The sequence below is a fragment of the Chitinophaga solisilvae genome (genome assembly GCF_009928525.1).
GTDB classification, from domain to species: domain Bacteria; phylum Bacteroidota; class Bacteroidia; order Chitinophagales; family Chitinophagaceae; genus Chitinophaga; species Chitinophaga solisilvae.
The window spans coordinates 363,172-384,226 of the sequence record NZ_JAABOK010000002.1 but is presented as its reverse complement, the minus strand read 5'-3'; the positions used below and the strand labels follow the sequence as shown (position 1 = coordinate 384,226).

At 49.2% G+C, this 21,055-nt stretch carries 15 protein-coding genes; 7 read left to right on the top strand and 8 right to left on the bottom strand.

Annotated elements, in window-relative coordinates:
- Positions 1–39: 39 nt before the first annotated feature.
- Entirely contained in the window at positions 40–717 is a 678-nt protein-coding gene (locus tag GWG06_RS04340) for a rhodanese-like domain-containing protein (RefSeq protein WP_160711555.1), read from the bottom strand.
- 5 nt (positions 718–722) lie between these two features.
- A complete protein-coding gene (locus GWG06_RS04335) occupies positions 723–1,304 on the bottom strand; it encodes a methyltransferase domain-containing protein (RefSeq protein WP_160711553.1) in 582 nt (193 codons plus the stop codon).
- A gap of 126 nt (positions 1,305–1,430) precedes the next feature.
- Here GWG06_RS04335 and GWG06_RS04330 point away from each other — a divergent pair, with 126 nt between their 5' ends.
- The 4 genes from GWG06_RS04330 to GWG06_RS04315 all read left to right on the top strand — a co-directional run bounded on the left by GWG06_RS04330 (position 1,431) and on the right by GWG06_RS04315 (position 10,846).
- A complete protein-coding gene (locus GWG06_RS04330) occupies positions 1,431–6,323 on the top strand; it encodes a PKD domain-containing protein (protein ID WP_160711551.1) in 4,893 nt (1,630 codons plus the stop codon).
- Positions 6,324–6,410: 87 nt separating this feature from the next.
- Entirely contained in the window at positions 6,411–9,254 is a 2,844-nt protein-coding gene (locus tag GWG06_RS04325) for a PKD domain-containing protein (protein ID WP_160711549.1), read from the top strand.
- Positions 9,255–9,272: 18 nt separating this feature from the next.
- Positions 9,273–10,304 (top strand): PorP/SprF family type IX secretion system membrane protein, encoded by a 1,032-nt coding sequence (locus tag GWG06_RS04320; protein WP_127035099.1) that lies wholly within the window; start codon positions 9,273–9,275, stop codon positions 10,302–10,304.
- 188 nt (positions 10,305–10,492) lie between these two features.
- Positions 10,493–10,846: a T9SS type A sorting domain-containing protein gene (locus GWG06_RS04315; RefSeq protein WP_127035097.1), complete on the top strand. Its 354-nt coding sequence runs from the start codon at positions 10,493–10,495 to the stop codon at positions 10,844–10,846.
- Between the two features lie 43 nt (positions 10,847–10,889).
- Here the strand turns inward: GWG06_RS04315 and GWG06_RS04310 are convergent, their stop codons facing one another.
- On the bottom strand, positions 10,890–12,062 hold the full coding sequence (locus tag GWG06_RS04310) for a class I SAM-dependent rRNA methyltransferase (protein ID WP_127035095.1): 1,173 nt from the start codon (positions 12,060–12,062) through the stop codon (positions 10,890–10,892).
- 427 nt (positions 12,063–12,489) lie between these two features.
- Between GWG06_RS04310 and GWG06_RS04305 the strand changes: the two genes are divergently transcribed.
- The 3 genes from GWG06_RS04305 to GWG06_RS04295 all read left to right on the top strand — a co-directional run bounded on the left by GWG06_RS04305 (position 12,490) and on the right by GWG06_RS04295 (position 15,361).
- On the top strand, positions 12,490–13,014 hold the full coding sequence (locus GWG06_RS04305) for a nucleotide exchange factor GrpE (protein WP_235938138.1): 525 nt from the start codon (positions 12,490–12,492) through the stop codon (positions 13,012–13,014).
- 112 nt (positions 13,015–13,126) lie between these two features.
- Positions 13,127–14,293, top strand: a complete 1,167-nt coding sequence (gene dnaJ / locus GWG06_RS04300) for a molecular chaperone DnaJ (protein ID WP_127044608.1) — start codon at positions 13,127–13,129, stop codon at positions 14,291–14,293.
- A gap of 126 nt (positions 14,294–14,419) precedes the next feature.
- A complete protein-coding gene (locus GWG06_RS04295; RefSeq protein WP_235938136.1) occupies positions 14,420–15,361 on the top strand; it encodes a class I SAM-dependent methyltransferase in 942 nt (313 codons plus the stop codon).
- A 3-nt stretch (positions 15,362–15,364) separates the two neighbouring features.
- On the opposite strand, the gene GWG06_RS04290 is transcribed toward GWG06_RS04295, so the two are convergent.
- The 5 genes from GWG06_RS04290 to GWG06_RS04270 all read right to left on the bottom strand — a co-directional run bounded on the left by GWG06_RS04290 (position 15,365) and on the right by GWG06_RS04270 (position 20,907).
- Positions 15,365–17,110 (bottom strand): YfbK domain-containing protein, encoded by a 1,746-nt coding sequence (locus GWG06_RS04290; protein ID WP_160711547.1) that lies wholly within the window; start codon positions 17,108–17,110, stop codon positions 15,365–15,367.
- A 193-nt stretch (positions 17,111–17,303) separates the two neighbouring features.
- On the bottom strand, positions 17,304–17,840 hold the full coding sequence (gene hpt / locus GWG06_RS04285) for a hypoxanthine phosphoribosyltransferase (RefSeq protein ID WP_127044023.1): 537 nt from the start codon (positions 17,838–17,840) through the stop codon (positions 17,304–17,306).
- A 49-nt stretch (positions 17,841–17,889) separates the two neighbouring features.
- Positions 17,890–19,356, bottom strand: a complete 1,467-nt coding sequence (locus tag GWG06_RS04280) for a glucosaminidase domain-containing protein (protein ID WP_160711545.1) — start codon at positions 19,354–19,356, stop codon at positions 17,890–17,892.
- Positions 19,357–19,394: 38 nt separating this feature from the next.
- Positions 19,395–20,036 carry an O-methyltransferase gene (locus tag GWG06_RS04275; RefSeq protein WP_127044025.1) on the bottom strand — a complete coding sequence of 214 codons (642 nt, stop codon included), beginning with the start codon at positions 20,034–20,036 and terminating at the stop codon, positions 19,395–19,397.
- 172 nt (positions 20,037–20,208) lie between these two features.
- A complete protein-coding gene (locus GWG06_RS04270; protein ID WP_127044026.1) occupies positions 20,209–20,907 on the bottom strand; it encodes an LOG family protein in 699 nt (232 codons plus the stop codon).
- Positions 20,908–21,055: the final 148 nt, after the last annotated feature.

Sequence of the window (21,055 nt, the reverse complement as noted above, 5' to 3'; positions counted from 1 at the left end):
TCCGCTCCTCATTCGTAATTCGCAATTCGTAATTCGTAATTAACGTAAAGCCTTTTCCAATTCAGCTTCCGTTGCACCCCCCTGCTTCCGCCATACTTCTTTTCCGTCTTTATAGAGGATGAGCGTGGGGAGTCCTTTGGCGGAAATGGCTTTCATTACATTGGTGTCGTTGCCTCCGTCTACTTTTACGAGGGTAATGTTTTTACGGGCTGCCAGGAATTTTTCCAGGATCGGCTCCTGCTGCCGGCAGGGAGGGCACCAGGCAGCGCCTACGTCCGTAAGTACCCATCCTTTGGCAATGGAGGCCTGATAGGTATCTATCATCATTTGCGGACGGGGAGCGCCACCGCCGGTAAGTGGCTGGCCGGCATTCTTCCAGGCATTGATCCCCCCATCCAGTTCTACTACTTCCCGGAAACCATTGTCACGCATCCATTTGGCGGCAGCGTTGCTGCGGCCGCCGCTGAGACAGTAGATATAAACCGGACGTTGCCTGTCCAGGTACTTCACCCGTTCATTAAATTCTTCCTTCTTTGTATAATCCGCCTGCAGGGCGTTTGTAAGATGTCCGGTATTGAATTCCGCTGGTGTGCGTACGTCAAATACCTGTACACCGGGTTGTTGTATACCTTTGGAGAAAGTGGCTGGATCTACCGCCTGTGCCATGGCTGCGTTACCTGCGAGCAGCAGTGCTAAAGCCCAAATAAGTCTGCGCATAGTTTTTATATCGGAATAAAGTTAATAAACAGTTCTGTGCCCTGCCTTGCCGGATGTGAATTGTAGCATCTTTCCAGCGTTTTAAATGTAAACAGGGGAGCAAACAATTGCTCATATTCTTCTTTGCTGCCACCAAACGGAGGCCCTTCCTGCGTAAAGGTGCGGTCAAACAAAACACCCGCCAGGCGCCCGCCGGGCCTTATCAGCGTATGCATATGCCTCACGTAGGCTTCCCGCTGCGATGGCGGAATGGCGCAGAAGAAAGTCTGCTCCAGCACCAGGTCGTAAGTACCGGCATGCGTAAAAAAGTCCGCCTCCAGTACCTGTACGGCTGTACCGGCAAAGGTTTGCCGCAGCTGCGCTATCAGCGACGGTGCAATATCTATCACCGTTACATGGCGGAAACCCTGTTCCTGCAACCAGGCAGCTTCATAGCTGTTGCCGGCTCCGGGAATGAGTATACGTAAATTCCTGTCTTCCACCTGATCTATATATGCCTGCAACGGCGGCGATACCCGGCCCATGTCCCAGCCGGTGTCTCCTGTCAGATAGCGGTTATCCCAGTATGTAAGGTCTGTATTTTCCATTTGTTATCAGCTAAGTTACGGCGGCTCAATCACATAGATAAAAGCGGGCCTTTTACAAACATAATCACTATTTTTATACTTTGAATATACCTATGAACCAAACCCGAAAGGGTTATCCCATGCCAAATGAAAAGCCGTAACTTTTACACCAGGATTGTCCGCTGCATGCTGTTTACCTGCAGTCTGCTGCTCATGATATGCTGTACTTTCCTTGCACAGGCGCAGAAAGTATCCTTCACTGCGGATCAGACCAAAGGCTGTCCGCCTTTTACCGTCAACTTTAATGCCACGCTTGACCCGGGATATTCCAGCTATGAATGGAGTTTCGGTGTAGGCGCCAACGTTAGTAACAACCCGGCGCCGTCCAGGATATTCAATACGCCGAATACCTACCCGGTAACCCTCACCGCCGATTATGGCGGCCGTAAGGTTTCACATACCATGGATATTACCGTATTCCGCCTGCCGGTGGTAAACTTCACGGTAAGTAATACCCAGGGCTGCGCTCCGCTGAAGGTGGATTTCACGGACCGCTCCACACCAGGCGATGGCAGCATTGAAAGTATTACCTGGTCCTTCGGCGATGGCGGTGGTACTACTATTAAACCACCTGCCACCGGCGCTTCATATGAATTCGCCGGCGGCGGCGCTTTCAACGTTACCAGTATCGTCTACAACACACAAGGCTGTAAAACCACCAGCGACCCCATTACAATCAAAGTGCAGGAAGCTCCGCTGCCTTCATTTACAGCTGATAAAACGCAAAGCTGTACTACGCCGTTTACCGTCAACTTTTTCAACACTACGGTGAATAACTCTCCCGATCCGGTGACCTATGTCTGGGATTACGGAGATGGTACCACCGGAACGGCTAACACACACGTATATACGAAGGAAGGAAAATACAGCGTTACGCTGAAAGCCGTCACCTCCCTGGGCTGCAGCAAACCGCTGCTGAAGCAGGACTATATTGTGATACAGCAGATAAAACCCGCTTTCACTTTCACCCCCGCCTGCACGGGCGAAGCGGTGACGTTCAAAAATACCACCACCCCCGCACCGGATGCAGTTACCTGGTTTATGCCTAATGGTAGCCTGCAATCCTCCCCGGATGCGACTTATACTTTTAATACACCAGGAGATTACACCATCCGGATGCAGGCATCACTGGGCATCTGTACCCAGGAAGTAAGCCAGACGGTTCATGCGAATGGCGCGCCGGTTATCAACCCGGTGGCCACTCCGCAAACTTCCTGTAAAGCGCCGTTTACTACCACCTTCCAGGCTCAGTCTTCGGATGCTAACAAATGGCTGTGGGAATTCGGTGACGGCCAGACTTCCACCCAGGAAAACCCGGTGCATACCTACAATACACCAGGTATTTATTCCGTAACGCTGACGGCCACTAACGCCAACGGCTGTACTAAAAGGGTAAGGCTGCCGGATTATATACGGATCGTGAGGCCGGTATTAACCATCACCCCTTCTGCTATGATGGGCTGTACTCCTTTGCCGGTGGACTTTACCGCCGCTCTCGATATTACGGAACCGATTGTTTCCTGGAAATGGAATTTCGGCGACGGGGGCACCTCCACAGCAGAAAAACCACATCATGAATTCAAGGTACAGGGCGATTATACAGTTACCTTACAGGTGGTTACCGCCTCCGGATGTACCGCGGATGCTACCATTCCCATTCGCACAGGCAACCCGCCGGTAGTGGATTTCGATGCCAGACCCAAGGAGTCCTGTGCCAACACACCCATACAGTTTATCAATCTTACCCAACCCAAAGATCCCGGCATGACCTGGCAATGGATATGGCCTGACGATAATTTCAGCACCAGCCCGGAAGAAAATCCTAATCATCAGTTCGGGCACATCGGCTATCACGATGTAACGCTGATCGTCATCAACCGTGGCTGCCAGGTACAGCTGACAAAACCGGATTTCGTCAGAATACTGCCGCCTATAGCGGATTTCAACGTTATCATGAATTGCGCTACGCCTTATCACCGGGATTTCAGGGATATGTCTGACTTCGGCCCGCCGCCTGTCAGCCACCGGGAATGGTTCTGGGAATTCGGTGAAAACGGGGCCACATCAACCCTTCAGCACCCATCCTATGATTACAAAACCACCGGCAGTAAAACGGTGAAGCTGACAATTTTCAACGGTGTCTGTAAATCTGAATTCACCCGCACCATCAACATCATCGATGAAAAACCGGAAATGTTCCCGGAAAGCCCCTGGGTGTGCGTAGGCAAAGCCATTCACCTGGCACTCAGCAACATGACACCCGGTAATATCAATGAATATATTTTTGACTGGGGAGATGGCGCCATTGATGATATTCCCGGCTATGCACTGAATCCGCTGAATGGTATTAATCATATCTACCGCAGATCCGGCAGGTATACGGTCAGGTTTTCCATTGTGGATAAAAACGGGTGTACACGGGTAGCGCCGGATGTCATCATTGATGTGCACGGACCTGCTACAGACTTTGATTTCAGCGGACTTACCTGTAAAAATGCCCTTATCACCTTTACAGATAAATCAACCATAGATGCCGGTAATGACATTGTTTCCTGGAAGTGGGATTTCGGCGACGGCAGTACTCCGGTAGAAAAAACCGCCAGACCCGCTGACGCAACCCATACCTATACTAACCCCAACAGCTATACGATCAGCCTGCTGGCGACCGATAAATTCGGCTGCCAGGTAACTGCACAGAAGAATATCAGGTTTGAAGAAGTAAAAGCTGATTTTCTGCTGCCGGCAGTGATCGCCTGTAAGGATGTGGCGTTTACATTCGTGGATCAGTCGACCGGCACTATTGCAGATTATACCTGGGATTTCGGGAACGGTACAACGGGAACGGGCACACGTCCGCAGACTACCTACGACAAACCCGGTAAATATGATATTACGCTAAAGATTACTACCGTCAACGGCTGTACGGATCAGATCACCAAAACCCAGGCGGTGACGGTACCCGACCCGAAAGCCTCCTTTACCTTCCCGGCCAAACTGGAACTGTGCCCGCCGGTGAAAGTGCTGTTCACCAACACTTCCGGTGATTTTCTCACGTCCCGCTGGGATTTCGGGGATAACAGCTCCTCCACCAAAAACGATCCGGATGAACATATCTACGTACGCGCCGGAACATACAATGTAAAACTGACGGTATACTCGGCCGGAGGCTGCAGCAGCGAAACCACGCAGCCGGTAACCATTCAGGGACCTGACGGTACGCTGAACGCTACGCCTACCGAAGGCTGTATTCCTCTGGCAGTCAGCATTACCGCTACGGCAGACAAAGCCGTTACCTTCCAGTGGGATTTTGACGATGGTACAGTGCTGGAAAGCAAAACACCGGTATCTCCCCCGCATACCTATACGAAACCCGGGCTTTATACGCCGCGCGTTTCACTCATAGATGCGCAGGGATGCGCCGTGAAAGCAATCGGAAATGATGTGATTATGGCAGATAATGCAGTAGCAGATTTTACGGTAGACAATGCAGCAGCCTGCGGTGGCGGCATAATCACATTTACCAACAGGAGTAAAACAACCTCCAAAGACCTGCGCAACGAAAACTTCACCAATAGCTGGAACTTTGGCGTAACAGGAAATCCTGCCAATACTTCCACAACCGAAAACGGCTCCTTCAACTATCCCCGGCCCGGCTCCTATGATGTATCTCTGGAGATCACCAGCCGCTATGGCTGTAAGGATAAAAAAATACTGCCCGTAACAGTGCCGCCACAGCCGGAGCCGGTTATTGAACCTATTCCTGCGCTCTGTGTTTCCGGTAAAATTCAGCTCCGTGGCCACGATAATAAGAATTTACCCAATACCAGATGGCAGTGGCTGATTGGTTCCACACAACAGTACGATCAGCAGACACCTCCTGAAATAGAACTCAGGGACCTTGGTACTACGCCGGTTGCCTTAACCATTACTAATGCAGACGGCTCCTGCCCGGCCACCACCAATGCCGCAGCTGTTGTAAATCCGGCGCCGGCGCTGAACCCTACACCGCTGACAGCCAATATCTGCGCCGGTAAAGGATTACAGCTGCAAGCCAATACAGCGCCGGGAGTAACCGTCAGCTGGACTCCCTACAACATCTCTGATGCCACCAGCCCTTCACCAGTGGTTACACCGGCCAGAGATACGGAGTACAAAGTAGTGGCTACTAACAGCTTCGGCTGTACGAAAGAAGCCTCGGTGAAGCTGACAGTAACCCTGCCGTTTAAGATATATGCCCTGGATGCACAGATGTGCGCCGGTAAGAACGCACAGCTGCTGGCCGGAGGAGCACTCCGCTACAAATGGACACCTTCCGCCTGGCTGGACCGCCCGGATATGCCGGATCCAGTGGCTAACCCGGAAGAAAACATCACCTACCAGGTAGTAGGCTATGATGATAAAGGCTGCTTTACCGATACCGCCCGCGCCCGTGTTTTCGTTCATCCTTCACCGGTAGTAAATGCCGGCCCCGATATGGTCATTCCTGTCGGTTCGCCGGTAACTATCCCTGCCATCGGCAGCCCGGATATCATCAAAACCGAATGGACGCCACTGACAGGACTGAGCTGTACGGACTGCCTCACGCCACTGGTAACACCCAAAGCGGATACCCGCTACCGGGTAACTGTGATGAACCAGAATGGCTGTACTGCTACAGATGAAATACTCATTAAAACAGTATGTAATGAAGGCAATGTTTTCATTCCTAACTCCTTCTCTCCCAACGGAGACGGGCAGAACGACATATTCTATATCCGCGGCCGTGGGATGCAGACAGTTCGCGTATTCAGAATTTACAACCGGTGGGGACAACTGATCTTTGAGCGCGGCGGATTTACAGCCGACGACCCTGCATTCGGCTGGGATGGCCGTTTCAAGGGTACGCTGCTCAACCCCGATGTGTTTGTGTATTATACAGAGATCGTGTGCGATAAGGGAGAACCGGTAGTCATGAAAGGAAATATCACCCTCATCAGATAATCAGGGTGTTATCTCCTAAAAATCAAAAGTTAAAAAATCAAAAAAATAATATATATAGATTTTTCGTTAATTTGTGGTATGTATCCTATGAAATACCTACAGGCTAAGTGTCTGAGAGCCCTGGGGCTCCTGATATTCCTGGTGCAGGGCAACCTGCTGCTGGCTCAGAAGGCCGATTTCACCTATACTGCCGAACCAGCCACCATGTGTACTCCTGTTACACTCACTTTCAGAAATACTTCTACCGGTAATCCGGTTTCCTACTCCTGGGATTTCGGAGACGGCAGAACATCGCATGATCCCAATCCGCAGATTACCTATACCGCCTCCGGGCCTAAAAAAGTAACGCTGGAAGCCATTTATGCGAACGGCAGCTCTGCCTATTACCGTACCTTCGAAGTAGGCGCCACTCCCGCTGTAGCTTTCAGCGCTGATGTAGTCAGTAACTGTAAGCCCTATACAGCCAATTTCACTGATGCTACCCCCAACGCGGTCAGCCGCACCTGGGATTTCGGCGACGGCACCGCGCCGGTAGTTACCGGTAATGCCTTCGTTCCGCATAGCTATGGCAAAGCGGGCATATACGACGTAACCCTCACCGTGACTAACAGTAACGGCTGTACGGCCTCGCTGAAGAAAGCTGCCTATATCACCGTATCCCTGCCGGAAATTACGCTCAGCGCACCTGCTTCCGGTTGTGTGCCCTTTACTGCGGCTCTCACCGCCACCTCCGTCAATGGTATCAACGATCCGGTGAAGTCCTGGGACTGGTCATTCGGCGACGGACAGACAGCCGCCAATGCAGGCAGCAACGTCTCCCATGTTTATACACAGACAGGCACCTATCATATAGGCGTTACCGTTACTACCAACAGCGGTTGTCAGGTCGCCAGAACTTTCGATAAACATATACATACCGGCAATCCACCGTCCAACGTAGGATTCACCGTTTCCCCCACCAACGCCTGCGTAGGCGAACCTGTGCGCCTGCTGGCAAATGCCGGGTTCGCAGACAGCTACAGCTGGGACTTCGGCGACGGCGCCAAAGAAGAAGTATATACCAACGATATACGGCACGCCTTCACCGCCAACGGGACGCTGACAATTAACATGAAAGCCGGCAGCAACGGATGTTACACCGCCGCCCCACCCGCTACCATCAACGTTACCGGACCGGTATCAAAGTTTACTGTTACCCGCGACTGTAACAATAAAAACACATTTATCTTCACCAATACATCTGCAGGCACTAACGCCAATTCCACCTACCAGTGGGATTTCGGCGATAACTCACCAGTAGTCACTACAGCGGATGCCACGCATACCTATACAACGCCGGATAATTATACGGTAAGACTTACCGTCGGAGAAACAGGCAATAGCTGCAGCCATAGCAGCTTTCAGACAGTGTATTATTTCAGGGCCGATTTCACTACCGGCGTAAGCGCCATCTGCCGCGGCAGTAAAGCCAATTATCAGGTGCTCAATGTGCCTGTAAACCTGGTGGAAAGCTATACCTGGCAGTTTGGCGATGGCAGCTCTCATACTACCACAGACCAGAGCTACACCAAAACCTGGATGGCAGCTGGTGTGTACGATGACCGCCTGATCATAAAATATAAAGATCCTGCGTATTGCGATGATGTGGTAACTAAAACGGCTAATATCAGGATATTGGCGCCCGTAGCAGATTTCGGGCTGAACAGCGCTACCTGCGCAGGCCAGCCGGTTACGTTCCTCAATACCAGCCAGCCATCTCCCAATATCCCGATTGCCACCTGGCAATGGGACCTCGGCAACGGGCAAAAGTCCGCCGCACAGATACCTGCAGCCACAAAATATACTTCTTCCGGCGGGTATCCGGTGAAGCTGGTGATTACAGACGCCCGCAACTGCCAGGACTCCGTCACCAAAACCATTACCATCAACCCTACGCCATATATACGTGTTTCCTCTCCGCAACCTAAAATCTGCGAAGGCAACAGCATCACACTGCATGCGCAGTCTGACGGTAACGTACAATGGCTGTCCGGCGCCAGCCTCAGCTGCGTTTTCTGTACGGACCCGGTCGCCACTCCGGTAACGAATACACGCTATCTGGCAGAAGCGGCTAACGCTTACGGCTGCACGCTCCGCGACTCTGTAGATATAGCTGTGGTACCTAAAGTAAACCTGACCGTCAGCAATGATACCTTTGCCTGCTACGGCAGTTCCATCAGGCTGAAGGCCACCGGAGCCGCCATCTACGACTGGACACCGGTGACTGGCCTTACCAACAATACCATCGCAGACCCAATTACTACGCCGATAGAAGATATTACCTACCAGGTACGCGGTACCAATGATCCGCTCTGTCCGATGAGTGCGCCGCTGTCTGTAAAAGTTGCAGTGAAGGCAGTGCCCACTATCAATGCCGGCAATGACCAGACCGTCACCGCCGGCGATATAGTAAGGCTCATGGCTAACGGCAGCTCCGATATCGTAAAATGGCAATGGTCGCCTGCCGATTACCTGGATAATCCCGCTTCGCCGTTTACCACTGCCGCCGTGAGAAAATCCATGACGTACAGCATTACGGGCACTAACCAGTACGGATGTACGAAAAGTGACGTTATGTCTGTTGACCTGGTATGCAATACCGATGCGGTGTTCATTCCCAATACCTTCAGCCCCAATGGCGACGGGGTAAACGAGGTGTTTTATCCGCGGGGAAGAGGCGTGGCATTTATCAAATCATTCCGCATTTTCAACCGGCTGGGGCAGGAAGTTTTCCACCGGGAGAAAATCAACATAGACGATATCACTGCCGGCTGGGACGGCAATTTCAACGGGAAGCCACAGGCAGCCGATGTATACATTTATTTCATCGAAGCCTATTGCGACACCAATGACTTTTTCACCCTGAAAGGCAACGTAACATTACTCAGATAAAATTTCAACCTGGCCAGCATGAAAACCAGCAATCATATACTTCTGACTTTCCTCTGCCTGATTACTTGTCAGCAGTTGTTTGCACAGGATATACATCTTTCGCAGTTCTACGAAACGCCTATACTCCGCAATCCTGCGCTGATAGGCATTTTCAACGGAGATGTGCGTTTCCAGGCGGTATACCGCAACCAGTGGAACAGCATTACCGTTCCGTACCAGACAGGAACTGTCAGCGGAGAAATCAAATTTCCGGTAGGTAACAGTAACGACTATATTACAACGGGGCTGCAGCTGACATACGACCGGGCAGGCACCTCCCGGATGCAGTCCACACAAATATTCCCGGCTATCAACTACCACAAGTCACTGAATGAAGACAAGAGCAGTTTTCTGTCTCTCGGTTTTATGGGCGGCGTGGTACAACGGCAGTTTGATCAGAGCAATATGACATTCAACAACCAGTATACGGGGGGCCGTTTCGATCCTACTGCGCCTACCGGTGAAGAGGGCAAGCTGGCACTGAAAGGCTATACCTATCTGGATGCTGGTTTCGGGCTGAGTTACAACAGTGTGATCGGAGAAGATGTGAATTATTTTATCGGGGGCGCCTATTACCATTTCAACCGCGCGAAGATCTCCTTCTACAATGACAAAAACATTGAATTATCCCCCAAACTGTCCTTCAACGCCGGTATTACTATTCCGTTAGAAGAAAGGGTGAAGGTCATTGCGCATTACAATCAGCTGCATCAGGGTAATTATTCTGAATATATCGGGGGGGCACTGATTGGTTACGGGCTGATGAATGAGGGGCTGGAGTCTACGCGCGCCATTTACGGCGGGCTGTTCCTTCGCTGGAATGATGCGGTGATTCCTACGATCAAAATAGATATGGAGCGATATGAGATAGCGATGAGTTATGACACCAATATTTCCAAACTGAGGACTGCCAGTCAGACATTCGGGGGCTTTGAAATCTCCCTGGTGTTCAAAAGTTTCCTTAACAGCCGCAACAGTACGCTGGAAAGGTTGAATTGCCCCAGATTTTAATTAATTGATTTACAATATCTTATGATCCAAATTTAACAAGCGTTAAATTTTACATAAAAAAAACTGTTATGATAACAAAATGGCTTGTAGTTTGTTACTTTTATAAAGAAGATGTTGAGTAAAGTGGGGTTGATATTAACAAACGAAAATTAGAAAATATTTGAATAAATCTTTATCTTTATAATACTATGTGGAGAACCTCTACCCTCATTCTCATCACTATTTTCTGTTTTTTGCCTTTTGCGGGTAAAGCTCAGAGCGATAAAACCCTACCGGCCACGGAGGGGGGTAGCAAATTTGTCAAATTTTATCCCAATCCGGCTACCTCTATCATATACTTTGAAATTCAACAGCATAATAACGACCGCGTATATGACCTTATTGTGTACAATTTTCTCGGTAAGAAAATTGAGCAGATAAAGAATATTGGCGGAAGAACAACGGTTAACCTCGACAACTACTATAACGGCTTGTATATCTTTCAGTTACGCGATCAGCGCGGGAATCTGGTAGAATCCGGGAAGTTTAATGTAGTAAAATAGCTTTTAGCAGTCGTTCCCCAACCGCTAAAAGCCATCTTCTCTATTACGCGATCTCTACGATCAGGAATTTCAGGTAAGTTGTATTCTCAATATTTCTCAGGATCGGATGATCTTTTGCCTGGGTCTGGAAAGTAACCTGGCGCAGGCGTTTTTTGGCGTCTCTGGCAGCAGCGTCAATTGTTTCCAGGAACAGCGAAGGTGATACCAGATTGGTACAGGAAGCTGTTACGAGGAAACCGCCCTGGTTCAGCAGTTTCATGCCACGCAGGTTGATTTCCTTATAGCCTACCACGGCCTTCTGTATGTTTTCACGGCTTTTGGTAAATGCCGGCGGATCCAGTATTACCACATCAAATTTGCGGTCTTCCCGGGTATATTGTTTCAGTTGGTCGAAGGCATTCACTGCCTGGAACTGACAAACATCCTGCAGGTTGTTCAGCGCAGCATTTCTCTGGGCAGTGTGTACCGCATGTTCGGAAATATCCAGTCCCATTACACTTTTTGCGCCATAGTAGCCGGCATGACAGGAGAAGGTGCCGGTGTAGCAGAATGCTTCCAGTACATCCGCTCCCTTCACAATCTGCTGGATTTCCCGGCGATTGTCCTGCTGATCCAGGAAATAACCTGTTTTCTGGCCATTCACGATATCCACATGGAACTTCAGGCCGTTTTCATTGATGATGATATTGGTATCAAAAGGTGCGCTGAGGAAGCCTTTTTGCTGGGTCATTCCTTCCAGTTCCCTTACCGGCACATCATTTCTTTCATAAATTCCTTTGGGTGAAAAAATGCGGTTCAGCGCATCCACAATGGCATCTTTCCATCTTTCCATTCCCAGGGCCAGTGTCTGCAGTACAAAGTAATCGTTGAATTTATCGATCACCAGGGCCGGCATATCATCCGCTTCCCCGAACACCAGGCGGCAATTTTCAATATACCCCAGCTTCTGCCGGTATTCCCAGCATTTCAGCAGGCGGCGGTAGAAAAATTCCGGATTGATTTCCTCATTTTTATCACGTGTCAGCAGGCGCACCAGTATCTGCGACTGGGGATTGATATAACCCCTGCCCAGGAAAAACCCTTTGTGCGTATACACATCCACAATATCACCGGCTTGTACATCCCCCTTGATTTCCCCTACTTCATTCCCGAAAATCCAGGGATGCCCCAGTAATACCCTGTTCTGTATCTGCTTCTTTAAAAAAACTTTTGTCATTTATCGTATTTGGAGCTGCAAAGGTAATGAGAAGTAATTACGAATTACGAATTGCGAATTACGAATGAGGAACCCACACCTATCAGGAGGGAATTATGAATTAAGAATTATGAATTATGAGTTATAAGCGGAGACCTTAGTGATTACATAATATTATATCAACATATACCTAATCCGCTTCTATCTACGCTTTTAACTCATAACTCATAATTCTTAATTCCCTCCTGATAGGTGTGGGTTCCTCATTCGTAATTCGTAATTAGTAATTCGTAATTCAAAGTTCACCTGTCTTTTTGTCGCCAAATTCAGGGTTGGCAAAGTAATTGACAAACATGTTTTGCAGATAATCATTACAATTATGACAGAAAAAGACCAAGACATGCAGACAAACGGACAGGCAAATAATGCTGGAGAAAACGAAAAAAGCATGCCTGATTTGAATGCTGATAATAACATTAGCGATACTCCTCATATGAATAATGAGTTACAGGCAGAAGAAGGGGAAGAATTGCAGAAAAAAGAGCAGCAGCTGGGCGAGATGCGTGACAAGTTTCTTCGTCTGCAGGCGGAGTTTGACAATTTCCGCAAGCGTACTGCCAAAGAACGTATTGAATTGATGCAAACAGCCGGCAAGGAGGTTATCATATCTTTGCTGGATGTGCTGGATGATAGTGAAAGAGCTGCCAAACAGCTGGAAACGGCTACAGATGTGGCAGCTACGAAAGATGGTGTTTTGCTGGTGTTCAACAAACTGAAAAACACCCTCCAGGCTAAAGGGCTGAAGCCTATGGAAAGCTTACATACCACTTTTGACCCGGATCTGCACGACGCCATTACAGAAATTCCTGCTCCGACGCCGGATCTGCAAGGCAAAGTACTGGATGTTTTACAACAGGGCTACTACCTGAATGACAAATTGATCCGTCATGCCAAGGTAATAGTAGGTAAATAAGGTGACGATGTGGCATAATATGCAATCGCCTATGCTAATTGTTGAAGTAAAGCCAATTTTTTTACTGAATCAAATACCAGTGTTTAGTCGCTGGTAATAAGTAATTATTATAATGTCTACCAAGAGAGATTATTACGAAATACTGGTTGTTGCCAAATCCTCCACCCAGGATGAAATCAAAAAGGCGTACCGTAAGGTAGCGATGCAGTTTCACCCTGACCGCAACCCCAACAACAAAGAGGCTGAGGAAAAATTCAAGGAAGCAGCCGAAGCATACGAAGTATTGAGCGATCCTGATAAGAGGGCGCAATACGACCGTTTCGGCCATGCCGGTATGAATGGCAACCGTGGCGGATATGGAGGTGGTGGCATGAATATGGACGACATCTTCTCCAATTTCGGTGACATTTTCGGCAACGACGATATTTTCGGCAGCTTCTTCGGAGGCGGTGGCGGCCGTGGTGGTGGAAACCGCCGTGGACGCGGTACCCGTGGCTCTAACCTGCGTGTAAAAATCCGTCTTACCTATGAAGAAATAGCCAAAGGCGCCAACAAAAAAATCAAGGTCAAAAAATACGTTCCCTGTCAGCATTGCGGCGGCCTCGGTGCAAAAGACAAAAACGCATTCCAGTCCTGCAACACCTGCGGCGGCTCCGGCCAGGTAAGGAAGGTAACACAGACCTTCCTGGGCCAGATGCAGACCGTTACGACCTGCCCTACCTGCCATGGTGAAGGCCAGACCATCACCAGCAAATGCGGCCACTGTAAAGGTGAAGGGCGCATGTATGGCGAGGAAACCGTTAGCATTGACATACCGGCAGGCGTACAGGAAGGCATGCAGCTCAGCATGAGCGGCAAAGGTAACGCCGGCGAAAGAGGCGGCGCTCCCGGAGATCTCCTCATCCTCATCGAGGAAGAACCACATCCTGAACTGCAACGCGATGGCCTCAATGTAGCCTACGACCTTTATATCTCCTTCCCCGACGCGGTATACGGCACTTCCGTTGAAGTACCTACCATCGACGGTAAGGCGAAAATCAAAATACCTGCAGGCACCCAGAGCGGAAAAATCTTCCGACTGAAAGGCAAGGGCTTCCCTTCTGTCAATTCCTACGAAAAAGGCGACCAGCTCATTCACGTGAATGTCTGGACACCACAGCACGTCAGCTCAGAAGAAAAGGAAATGCTCGATAAACTGCAATCTTCCGATAACTTCAAACCCAACCCGGAAAAATCTGAAAAAGGTTTCTTCGAAAAGGTCAGAGACATATTCAGTTAACTATTATTTGATTATTTGGTTATTTGAGATTTGGTTATTTAAAATGCAGCGGAGATCTACACGTAATACATTCGCTGCATTTTAAATAACCAAATCTCAAATAACCAAGTAATCAAATGCTTTTTTATGGATTCCAAATTACAGATGTTCGAGAACCGGCTTACCAAGGTATACCGGCATATTTCCAAACTTGCGCGCCGTCAGCATATCACCTGTTACCGGGTGTATGATGACGATATCCCGGAGTTTCCGTTCAGCATTGAAATATATGAGGATCATGTATACATTGCTGAATATAACCGCCGGCACGGAATGGAGGATGAGGCGCATGAAGCCTGGCTCGACAACTGCCTGGAACTCATCAGCAAAGTGCTGGAAACAGCGCCGGAGAAGATCTGGGTGAAACAACGGCAACGCAAGGAAAACAGGCAGAGCCAGTATGAAAAACTCAGTACCGAAAGCCATGAAATGCAGGTTCAGGAAGGCGGACTGAAATTTAAAGTGAACCTGTCCGACTACCTCGATACGGGCCTTTTCCTGGACCACCGCACTACCCGCGGTATGGTCAGAGCAGAATCCCAGGGTAAAAAAGTGCTGAACCTCTTCTGTTATACCGGCTCCTTTTCCGTTTATGCCGCTGCAGGCGGCGCCAGCGAAGTAACGTCTGTGGACTTGTCAAAGACTTACCTGACCTGGGCGGAAGAGAATATGCATATCAACGGTTTTGATACGGCGCAACATAAATTTGTACACGCAGATGTGCTGCAATACCTCGATACCCTTAAAATAAATACTTACGATATTGTTATCATGGACCCGCCTACCTTCTCCAACAGCAAGCGGATGAAGGACTTCCTCGACATACAGCGGGATCATGTTACACTTCTCAACAAAGTGCTGCTTGCCACCAAAAAAGACGGCGTAGTGTATTTCAGTAACAACTACCGGCGGTTTATACTGGAGGAAGATAAGATAGAAGCGGCTACCATCAAGGATATTACTAATCAGACATTACCTTTCGATTTTCAGCAGAAGATGATACGCAAGTGCTACCGGTTTACGAAGTAGTGCTTAGCGTTGCATTTTCTTCACCATCTTCACCATTTTCAGGAACTCATGGCGGTAACCTTCCCGGTCGCGCCCAAGGGCGTTGCGCGCCAGCTGCAGCACCATATCCGTATTGCCGCAGCCACGGTAAGCGGAGTTACGCAGCACCATACCCAGCAGGGATACCGCGGCAGCAAAACGGTAATCGTCCGGGGCTTCTTCAAATGCGCCCGGAAGAGCCGGCACCGGGCGTTGCAGGGTACGCAGGGAGGTATCCGCAGGCGTCCTGTAGCGGATAGTTACTGCTGCCAGTGAGGTATCTGTTATCGTCTTTCCGGTCTGCGGCACAATTTCATACAGGGCCACCGAGCAATGCCCGCTGCCGATGATACCACCACCCGGTGTATCTTCTCCCGATGTATCTTTCTCAAATACCTTGTTTTCATATCCTATCAGCCGGTACGATTTCACCAGCTCCGGGTTAAACTGCACGATGGTACGCACATCGCGGGCAATGGTGAACAGGGTACTGCCGAATTCGCGGGCGAATATCTTGGTGGCCTCTTCCAGGTCGTCGATATAGGCGAAGTTACCATTGCCTTTGCTGGAGAGAGACTGTAGTTTGGAATCCTTATAATTCTTCATTCCTACTCCCAGGCAGGTAAGCAATACGCCACTCTCTTTCTTTTGCAGGATGAGTTCTTCCATTTCCGCATCGCTGGTTAGCCCTACGTTAAAATCGCCGTCTGTAGCCAGTATAACCCGGTTATTACCCCCCGGTATATAATTTTCGAGGGCGATATCGTAGGCCATTTTGATAGCGGCTTCACCGGCAGTAGCGCCGCCGGCAGAGAGGTTATCGATCGCGTTCAGGATCTTTTCTTTCTGATCGCCGGTGGTAGCGGGCAGCATTACACCGGGTGCGCCGGCATAGGCTACGATCGCTACTTTATCTGCCGGGCGGAGGTTATTGACCAGGATACGGAAGGCTGCCTGCAGCAGTGGCAATTTGTTGGGTGCGCCCATAGAGCCGGAAGCGTCTATCAGGAAAACGAGGTTACCGGGAGGCAGGCTGTCGGTTTCCAGCGCCTGTGCTCTCAGCGCAATCTGCAGCAGATGGTGTGCCGGCTCCCAGGGGCAGCTGGTATAATGGCTATAAAGCGCCATGATACTATCTTTCGGTGGTAAGGGATAACTATAATGAAAGTAGTTGACCATTTCTTCAATGCGGACAGCATCCACGGGCACCGGCTCTTTCAGCCGGAGGAAGCGGCGGATATTGCTGTAGGCGGCACGATCCACATCTACGGCAAAGGCAGATACGGGGTGAGCTGCCGCTCTTGTAAAGCTGTTTTCGTAGGTGGCTCCGTAAGTTTCATTGTAAAAGGTATGAATACCCATTCCCACATTTCCGTAATTGGGATTGGCGCCCTGCCGGGCACGGGCGCTGGCTTTGGCGGCAGCAATGCCGTCTGTTTGTTTACGTATAGGCGACAACGTTATCAACAGTCTGTCATTCGCCTTTACGGTTACCTGTTTTGGTTGATAGCCATTTTGTGTAAGCAGTAATTGCGCGGGACTGCCGGAGATCACTATTTTAAAAAGCCCGAAGGCATTGGTAACTGCCTTTGTTGTATCGCTGATAACGCTCACGGAAACACCGGAAAGCGGCCGGTGTGTAATACTGTCTTCTATTGCCCCGGATACCCATAACGTTTGTGCCTGTACGCCTCCACAAGATAGGGTTAGCCATAAGAGGAAGAGTCGCATAGTTTAAGGTAGCGCTTTTTTGGATAATTACGAATTGCGAATTACGAATTACGAATGTAAAAGCGAAGATGAAAACGAAGATTAAAGAGGATATTAATACTTATCATCTTTAATCTTCGTTTTCATCTTCGTTTTCATCTTCGCTTTTACATTCGTAATTCGCAATTCGCAATTCGTAATTTGCAATTTGCAACTACTCCACCAGCTGGTATATTTCCGGCAAATTCCTTCCCAGTCCGTCATAATCAAGGCCATAGCCTAACAGGAATTTGTTGGGAACGGAGAAGCCGAGGTAATCGATTTTAATGGGGTATACCATGGCTTCCGGTTTGGTCAGCAGGGAGGCTATCAGCAGCTTTTTGGGTTGCTGATGTTCCAGCTGGGGCAGGAACTGGCTCAGGGTTTTACCAGTGTCCACGATGTCTTCCAGAATGACTACGGTACGGCCGTAGAGGTCTTCATCCAGGCCAATCGCCTGCACTACGTTACCGGTAGATTTGGTTCCCTTGTAGGAAGCCAGTTTGATAAATGATATCTCAGCAGGAATGTTGAGATATTTGAATACATCTCCGGCAAACATAAAGGAGCCGTTCAGTATTACAATAAATAAAGGGCGTTCATCTTTCAGATCCCTGTTCATCTCTTCAGCAAGCTCTTTAATACGCTGCTGCAGCTCAATTGCACCAATATAGGGCTGGAATTGCTTGTCATGCACCTGAATCACTGACATAATACTATTTCATTTCCTTTTAACAAATGGCAAATGTAAAGGATTACACTCACTTACTCACCAAGAGACGCTGACCAATTTTAATATCGAAGCCCTCCAGATTATTCCATTCCTGTAACTGGGTCACGGACTTATTATACATTTTAGCAATACCATAGAGCGTTTCCTTGGGCTGCACATCGTGGTAGCGGGTACCTCCCTGCGGCGGATTAACGGGGGCCGGGGCCGGCTGATATACAGGCTGCTGCGTCCTGGGCGGTGGCAGGGTAGCCTTGGGCGCTGTGCCGCCGTTATTTACTTCGCCTACCTTTTTCAGGTCTTCCACCATTTCGGCGGGGATACCACCCTGCTGTGGCCTGGAGGCCGGCACAGAGGCTATTCCGCCCTGGGAAGGATTTTTGGCTATCTCTTCTTTCACCTTCTCTATTTCCTTACGGGGAGAGAAGTCTTCCGGCGGCTCCTGGTCTTCTTCCCGGATGATACGGGTATTTTTTGCCAGTCTGGGGGCTTCGCGGGAGAAGCCGTCCAGCGTAAGCCGCTGTCCTGCTGCAGGCTCTTCGCCCTCATGCAGTTTATTGCGGCGGCGCAGCCACCTCATACGGATACCTTCTGCCTGGGCGATGTCATGCAGGGATTCGCCGTTGGCCACCTGGTGGAACTCCCGGTTGCCGCGTTTTGCCTTCTTTTCCAGGAAGATGAACATATCCTTGCGGAGCGGGCCGTCGTCTTCCAGATCATTATAGCGTACCAGCCTGCTCAGGCGGATATCGCGCTGACTTGCCAGCTGAATGAGCGAGGTACCTGCGCGGGCAAATACTACCTTGCGGCCGTTGATTTCGAAAACGCCCTTAGGATAATTGCCTGCAATAGGTTTGTTATAGTTGTTGTGATTGTTTTTGGAAGATGATGGTCTGGAATCCGGCCTGCTGTTGTTACCGCTGCCGTTGCCGTTGCCGGCATATACCGGCGTATCCATGCCTGTTTCCGGGGCTGCTTTACCCATGGCTATCATCGTGTATGCCTGCAGGTTATTATCTTCAATGATTTTAATCAGCTGCTGCGGGTAGGTTTTATTGGTGGCGTAACCGGCCTGTTTGAGGCCGAAGGCCCATGACTTGTAATCATCGCCATCGAACTGAAAAAGGAAAGAATAACGGGGATTGTTACGCAGGAAATCCGAGTGGTCCCGGTAGGAATCGCGGGCATTATCATATACACGGAAGCATTCCTGAGCGGCATCATCGTCGTACCGGATGGTTTTACCAGTCCAGGTGTTCTTACATTTGATGCCGAAGTGATTATTGGATTGCTGGCAGAGCGAGCCGTTGCCGGACTGTGTTTCCAGGATACCCTGGGCCAGTTTGATTGCTGCTGGTACGCCGCTGCGGCGCATTTCCTCAATGGCTATGCTTTTATAGGTAGCAATGTACTGCTGTGTGGTGATGTTTTGTGCCTTCAGCAGGGGCACGCAGCCAATAAGAAAACTGACTACCAACAAGAATTTTCTTACTTGCATGTATTGTTGAATTTAATGGGCATTGTTGGTGGTGCCGGCTATTTTTTCCGGATCATCAGTACGCCGTCGCGGATGGTAAGTAATACCTGCTCTGCACGGTCATCTGCCAGCACTTTCTCACAAAATCTGACCATTGCTTTCGCCTGGCCCCCCTGTTCACTTTCAGGCTGTAATACCTGACCGTGATACAGTACATTATCGGCAAGGATAATGCCACCGGGCCTCAGTTTCTCCCACACGAGGTCATAATAATGAACGTATCCTGCTTTGTCTGCATCAATAAACACGAGGTCAAATACCTCATCCAGGTTCGTCAGTACCTCTGCTGCCTTTCCGATATGCATTTTTATGCGGTCAGCATATCCGGAGGCTTCAAAGTATTGCGTACAAAGCGTTTCCAGCTCTTCGTTGATATCTATGGTATGCAGCATACCGTCTTTTTCCAGACCTGCAGCCAGACAGATGGCAGCATAACCAGTGAAGGTTCCCAGCTCCAGGATGCGATGCGGCCGTATCATCTGGCTGATCATGCGCAGGAACTGGCCCTGTACATGTCCGCTCAGCATATGCGGCAGCTCCACTTTCAAATGCGTTTCACGGTTCAGTTTATACAATACCGTATCTTCAGGTGTTGTATATTTTTCTGCAAACGCCTCCACAGCTGCTGGTATAAGCTCCATATCAAAAATTTGAGCAAAGCTATGAAAAAAGCAGTTAGCTGCCTGCAATAGCGGCGCAACATATACTTTTTTTTGATAATAAAAAAAGATATGAAGACGCTAACCTATAACCATAAACGTTTTTCTTCCCGGATTTATTCTTCCGGGAAGAAGTACGTTTATCGTATATGCACTAGAAGTTGGGTCTTAATTTATTGGTGGTATAGAATACGCGGAAGTACTCCACTACTTCATCTGCAGTATCGAAAAGCTGCAACAGATCGAGGTCTGCCGGGTTAATATTGCTTTCCTTCTCCATCATAACGGTGCGGATCCATTCCAGCAGGCCACTCCAGTACTCGCGTCCAACGAGCACCATCGGCGTTTCTTCCATTTTTTTTGTCTGAATAAGCGTAGCCACTTCAAAGAATTCGTCCATTGTTCCGAAACCGCCCGGCATCATGACAAACCCCTGTGAATATTTGGTGAACATCACCTTTCTGACAAAAAAGTAATCGAAATTGAGGCGCTTGTCCGCATCGATGAAGTTATTGGGGTATTGTTCGTGCGGCAGCGTAATATTGGCGCCCACAGATTTACCGTTCGCAGACTGCGCTCCTTTATTGGCTGCTTCCATCACGCCCGGGCCTCCGCCGGTGATAATACCAAATCCTTCTTCTGCAAGCCGGTGCGCGATCTCCTGCGCCAGGTCATAATACCGGTTACCCGGCTTTGTACGGGCCGAACCAAAAATGGATATACATGGACCTATCTTTGCCAGTGACTCAAAGCCATCCACAAATTCCGCCATAATTTTGAATATCTGCCAGCTGGAATGCGCTCTCGTTTCGGTCCAGTCTCTTTCTTTAAGATTTTTTAAACTATCATTCATGCGATTGCTGTTTATATGCTATTCAACACGACTGTACTGATTTACAGACGCCCTGTAATTTATGGAATTTTGGCTTACAGCATATAATGCAACAAAGAAATAAAGCAGGTAACTCAAAAGAAACCTGCTTTACATTTAACACGTTATG

What these genes read in the sequence shown, in the direction of transcription:
- GWG06_RS04315 (WP_127035097.1), top strand. Translation starts at nt 10,493, where the DNA reads ATGTGGAGAACCTCTACCCTCATTCTCATCACTATTTTCTGTTTTTTG.
- GWG06_RS04275 (WP_127044025.1), bottom strand. Translation starts at nt 20,036, where the DNA reads ATGGAGCTTATACCAGCAGCTGTGGAGGCGTTTGCAGAAAAATATACA.
- GWG06_RS04295 (WP_235938136.1), top strand. Translation starts at nt 14,420, where the DNA reads ATGGATTCCAAATTACAGATGTTCGAGAACCGGCTTACCAAGGTATAC.
- GWG06_RS04325 (WP_160711549.1), top strand. Translation starts at nt 6,411, where the DNA reads ATGAAATACCTACAGGCTAAGTGTCTGAGAGCCCTGGGGCTCCTGATA.
- GWG06_RS04340 (WP_160711555.1), bottom strand. Translation starts at nt 717, where the DNA reads ATGCGCAGACTTATTTGGGCTTTAGCACTGCTGCTCGCAGGTAACGCA.
- hpt (WP_127044023.1), bottom strand. Translation starts at nt 17,840, where the DNA reads ATGTCAGTGATTCAGGTGCATGACAAGCAATTCCAGCCCTATATTGGT.
- GWG06_RS04270 (WP_127044026.1), bottom strand. Translation starts at nt 20,907, where the DNA reads ATGAATGATAGTTTAAAAAATCTTAAAGAAAGAGACTGGACCGAAACG.
- dnaJ (WP_127044608.1), top strand. Translation starts at nt 13,127, where the DNA reads ATGTCTACCAAGAGAGATTATTACGAAATACTGGTTGTTGCCAAATCC.
- GWG06_RS04335 (WP_160711553.1), bottom strand. Translation starts at nt 1,304, where the DNA reads ATGGAAAATACAGACCTTACATACTGGGATAACCGCTATCTGACAGGA.
- GWG06_RS04305 (WP_235938138.1), top strand. Translation starts at nt 12,490, where the DNA reads ATGCCTGATTTGAATGCTGATAATAACATTAGCGATACTCCTCATATG.
- GWG06_RS04320 (WP_127035099.1), top strand. Translation starts at nt 9,273, where the DNA reads ATGAAAACCAGCAATCATATACTTCTGACTTTCCTCTGCCTGATTACT.
- GWG06_RS04330 (WP_160711551.1), top strand. Translation starts at nt 1,431, where the DNA reads ATGAAAAGCCGTAACTTTTACACCAGGATTGTCCGCTGCATGCTGTTT.
- GWG06_RS04310 (WP_127035095.1), bottom strand. Translation starts at nt 12,062, where the DNA reads ATGACAAAAGTTTTTTTAAAGAAGCAGATACAGAACAGGGTATTACTG.
- GWG06_RS04290 (WP_160711547.1), bottom strand. Translation starts at nt 17,110, where the DNA reads ATGCGACTCTTCCTCTTATGGCTAACCCTATCTTGTGGAGGCGTACAG.
- GWG06_RS04280 (WP_160711545.1), bottom strand. Translation starts at nt 19,356, where the DNA reads ATGCAAGTAAGAAAATTCTTGTTGGTAGTCAGTTTTCTTATTGGCTGC.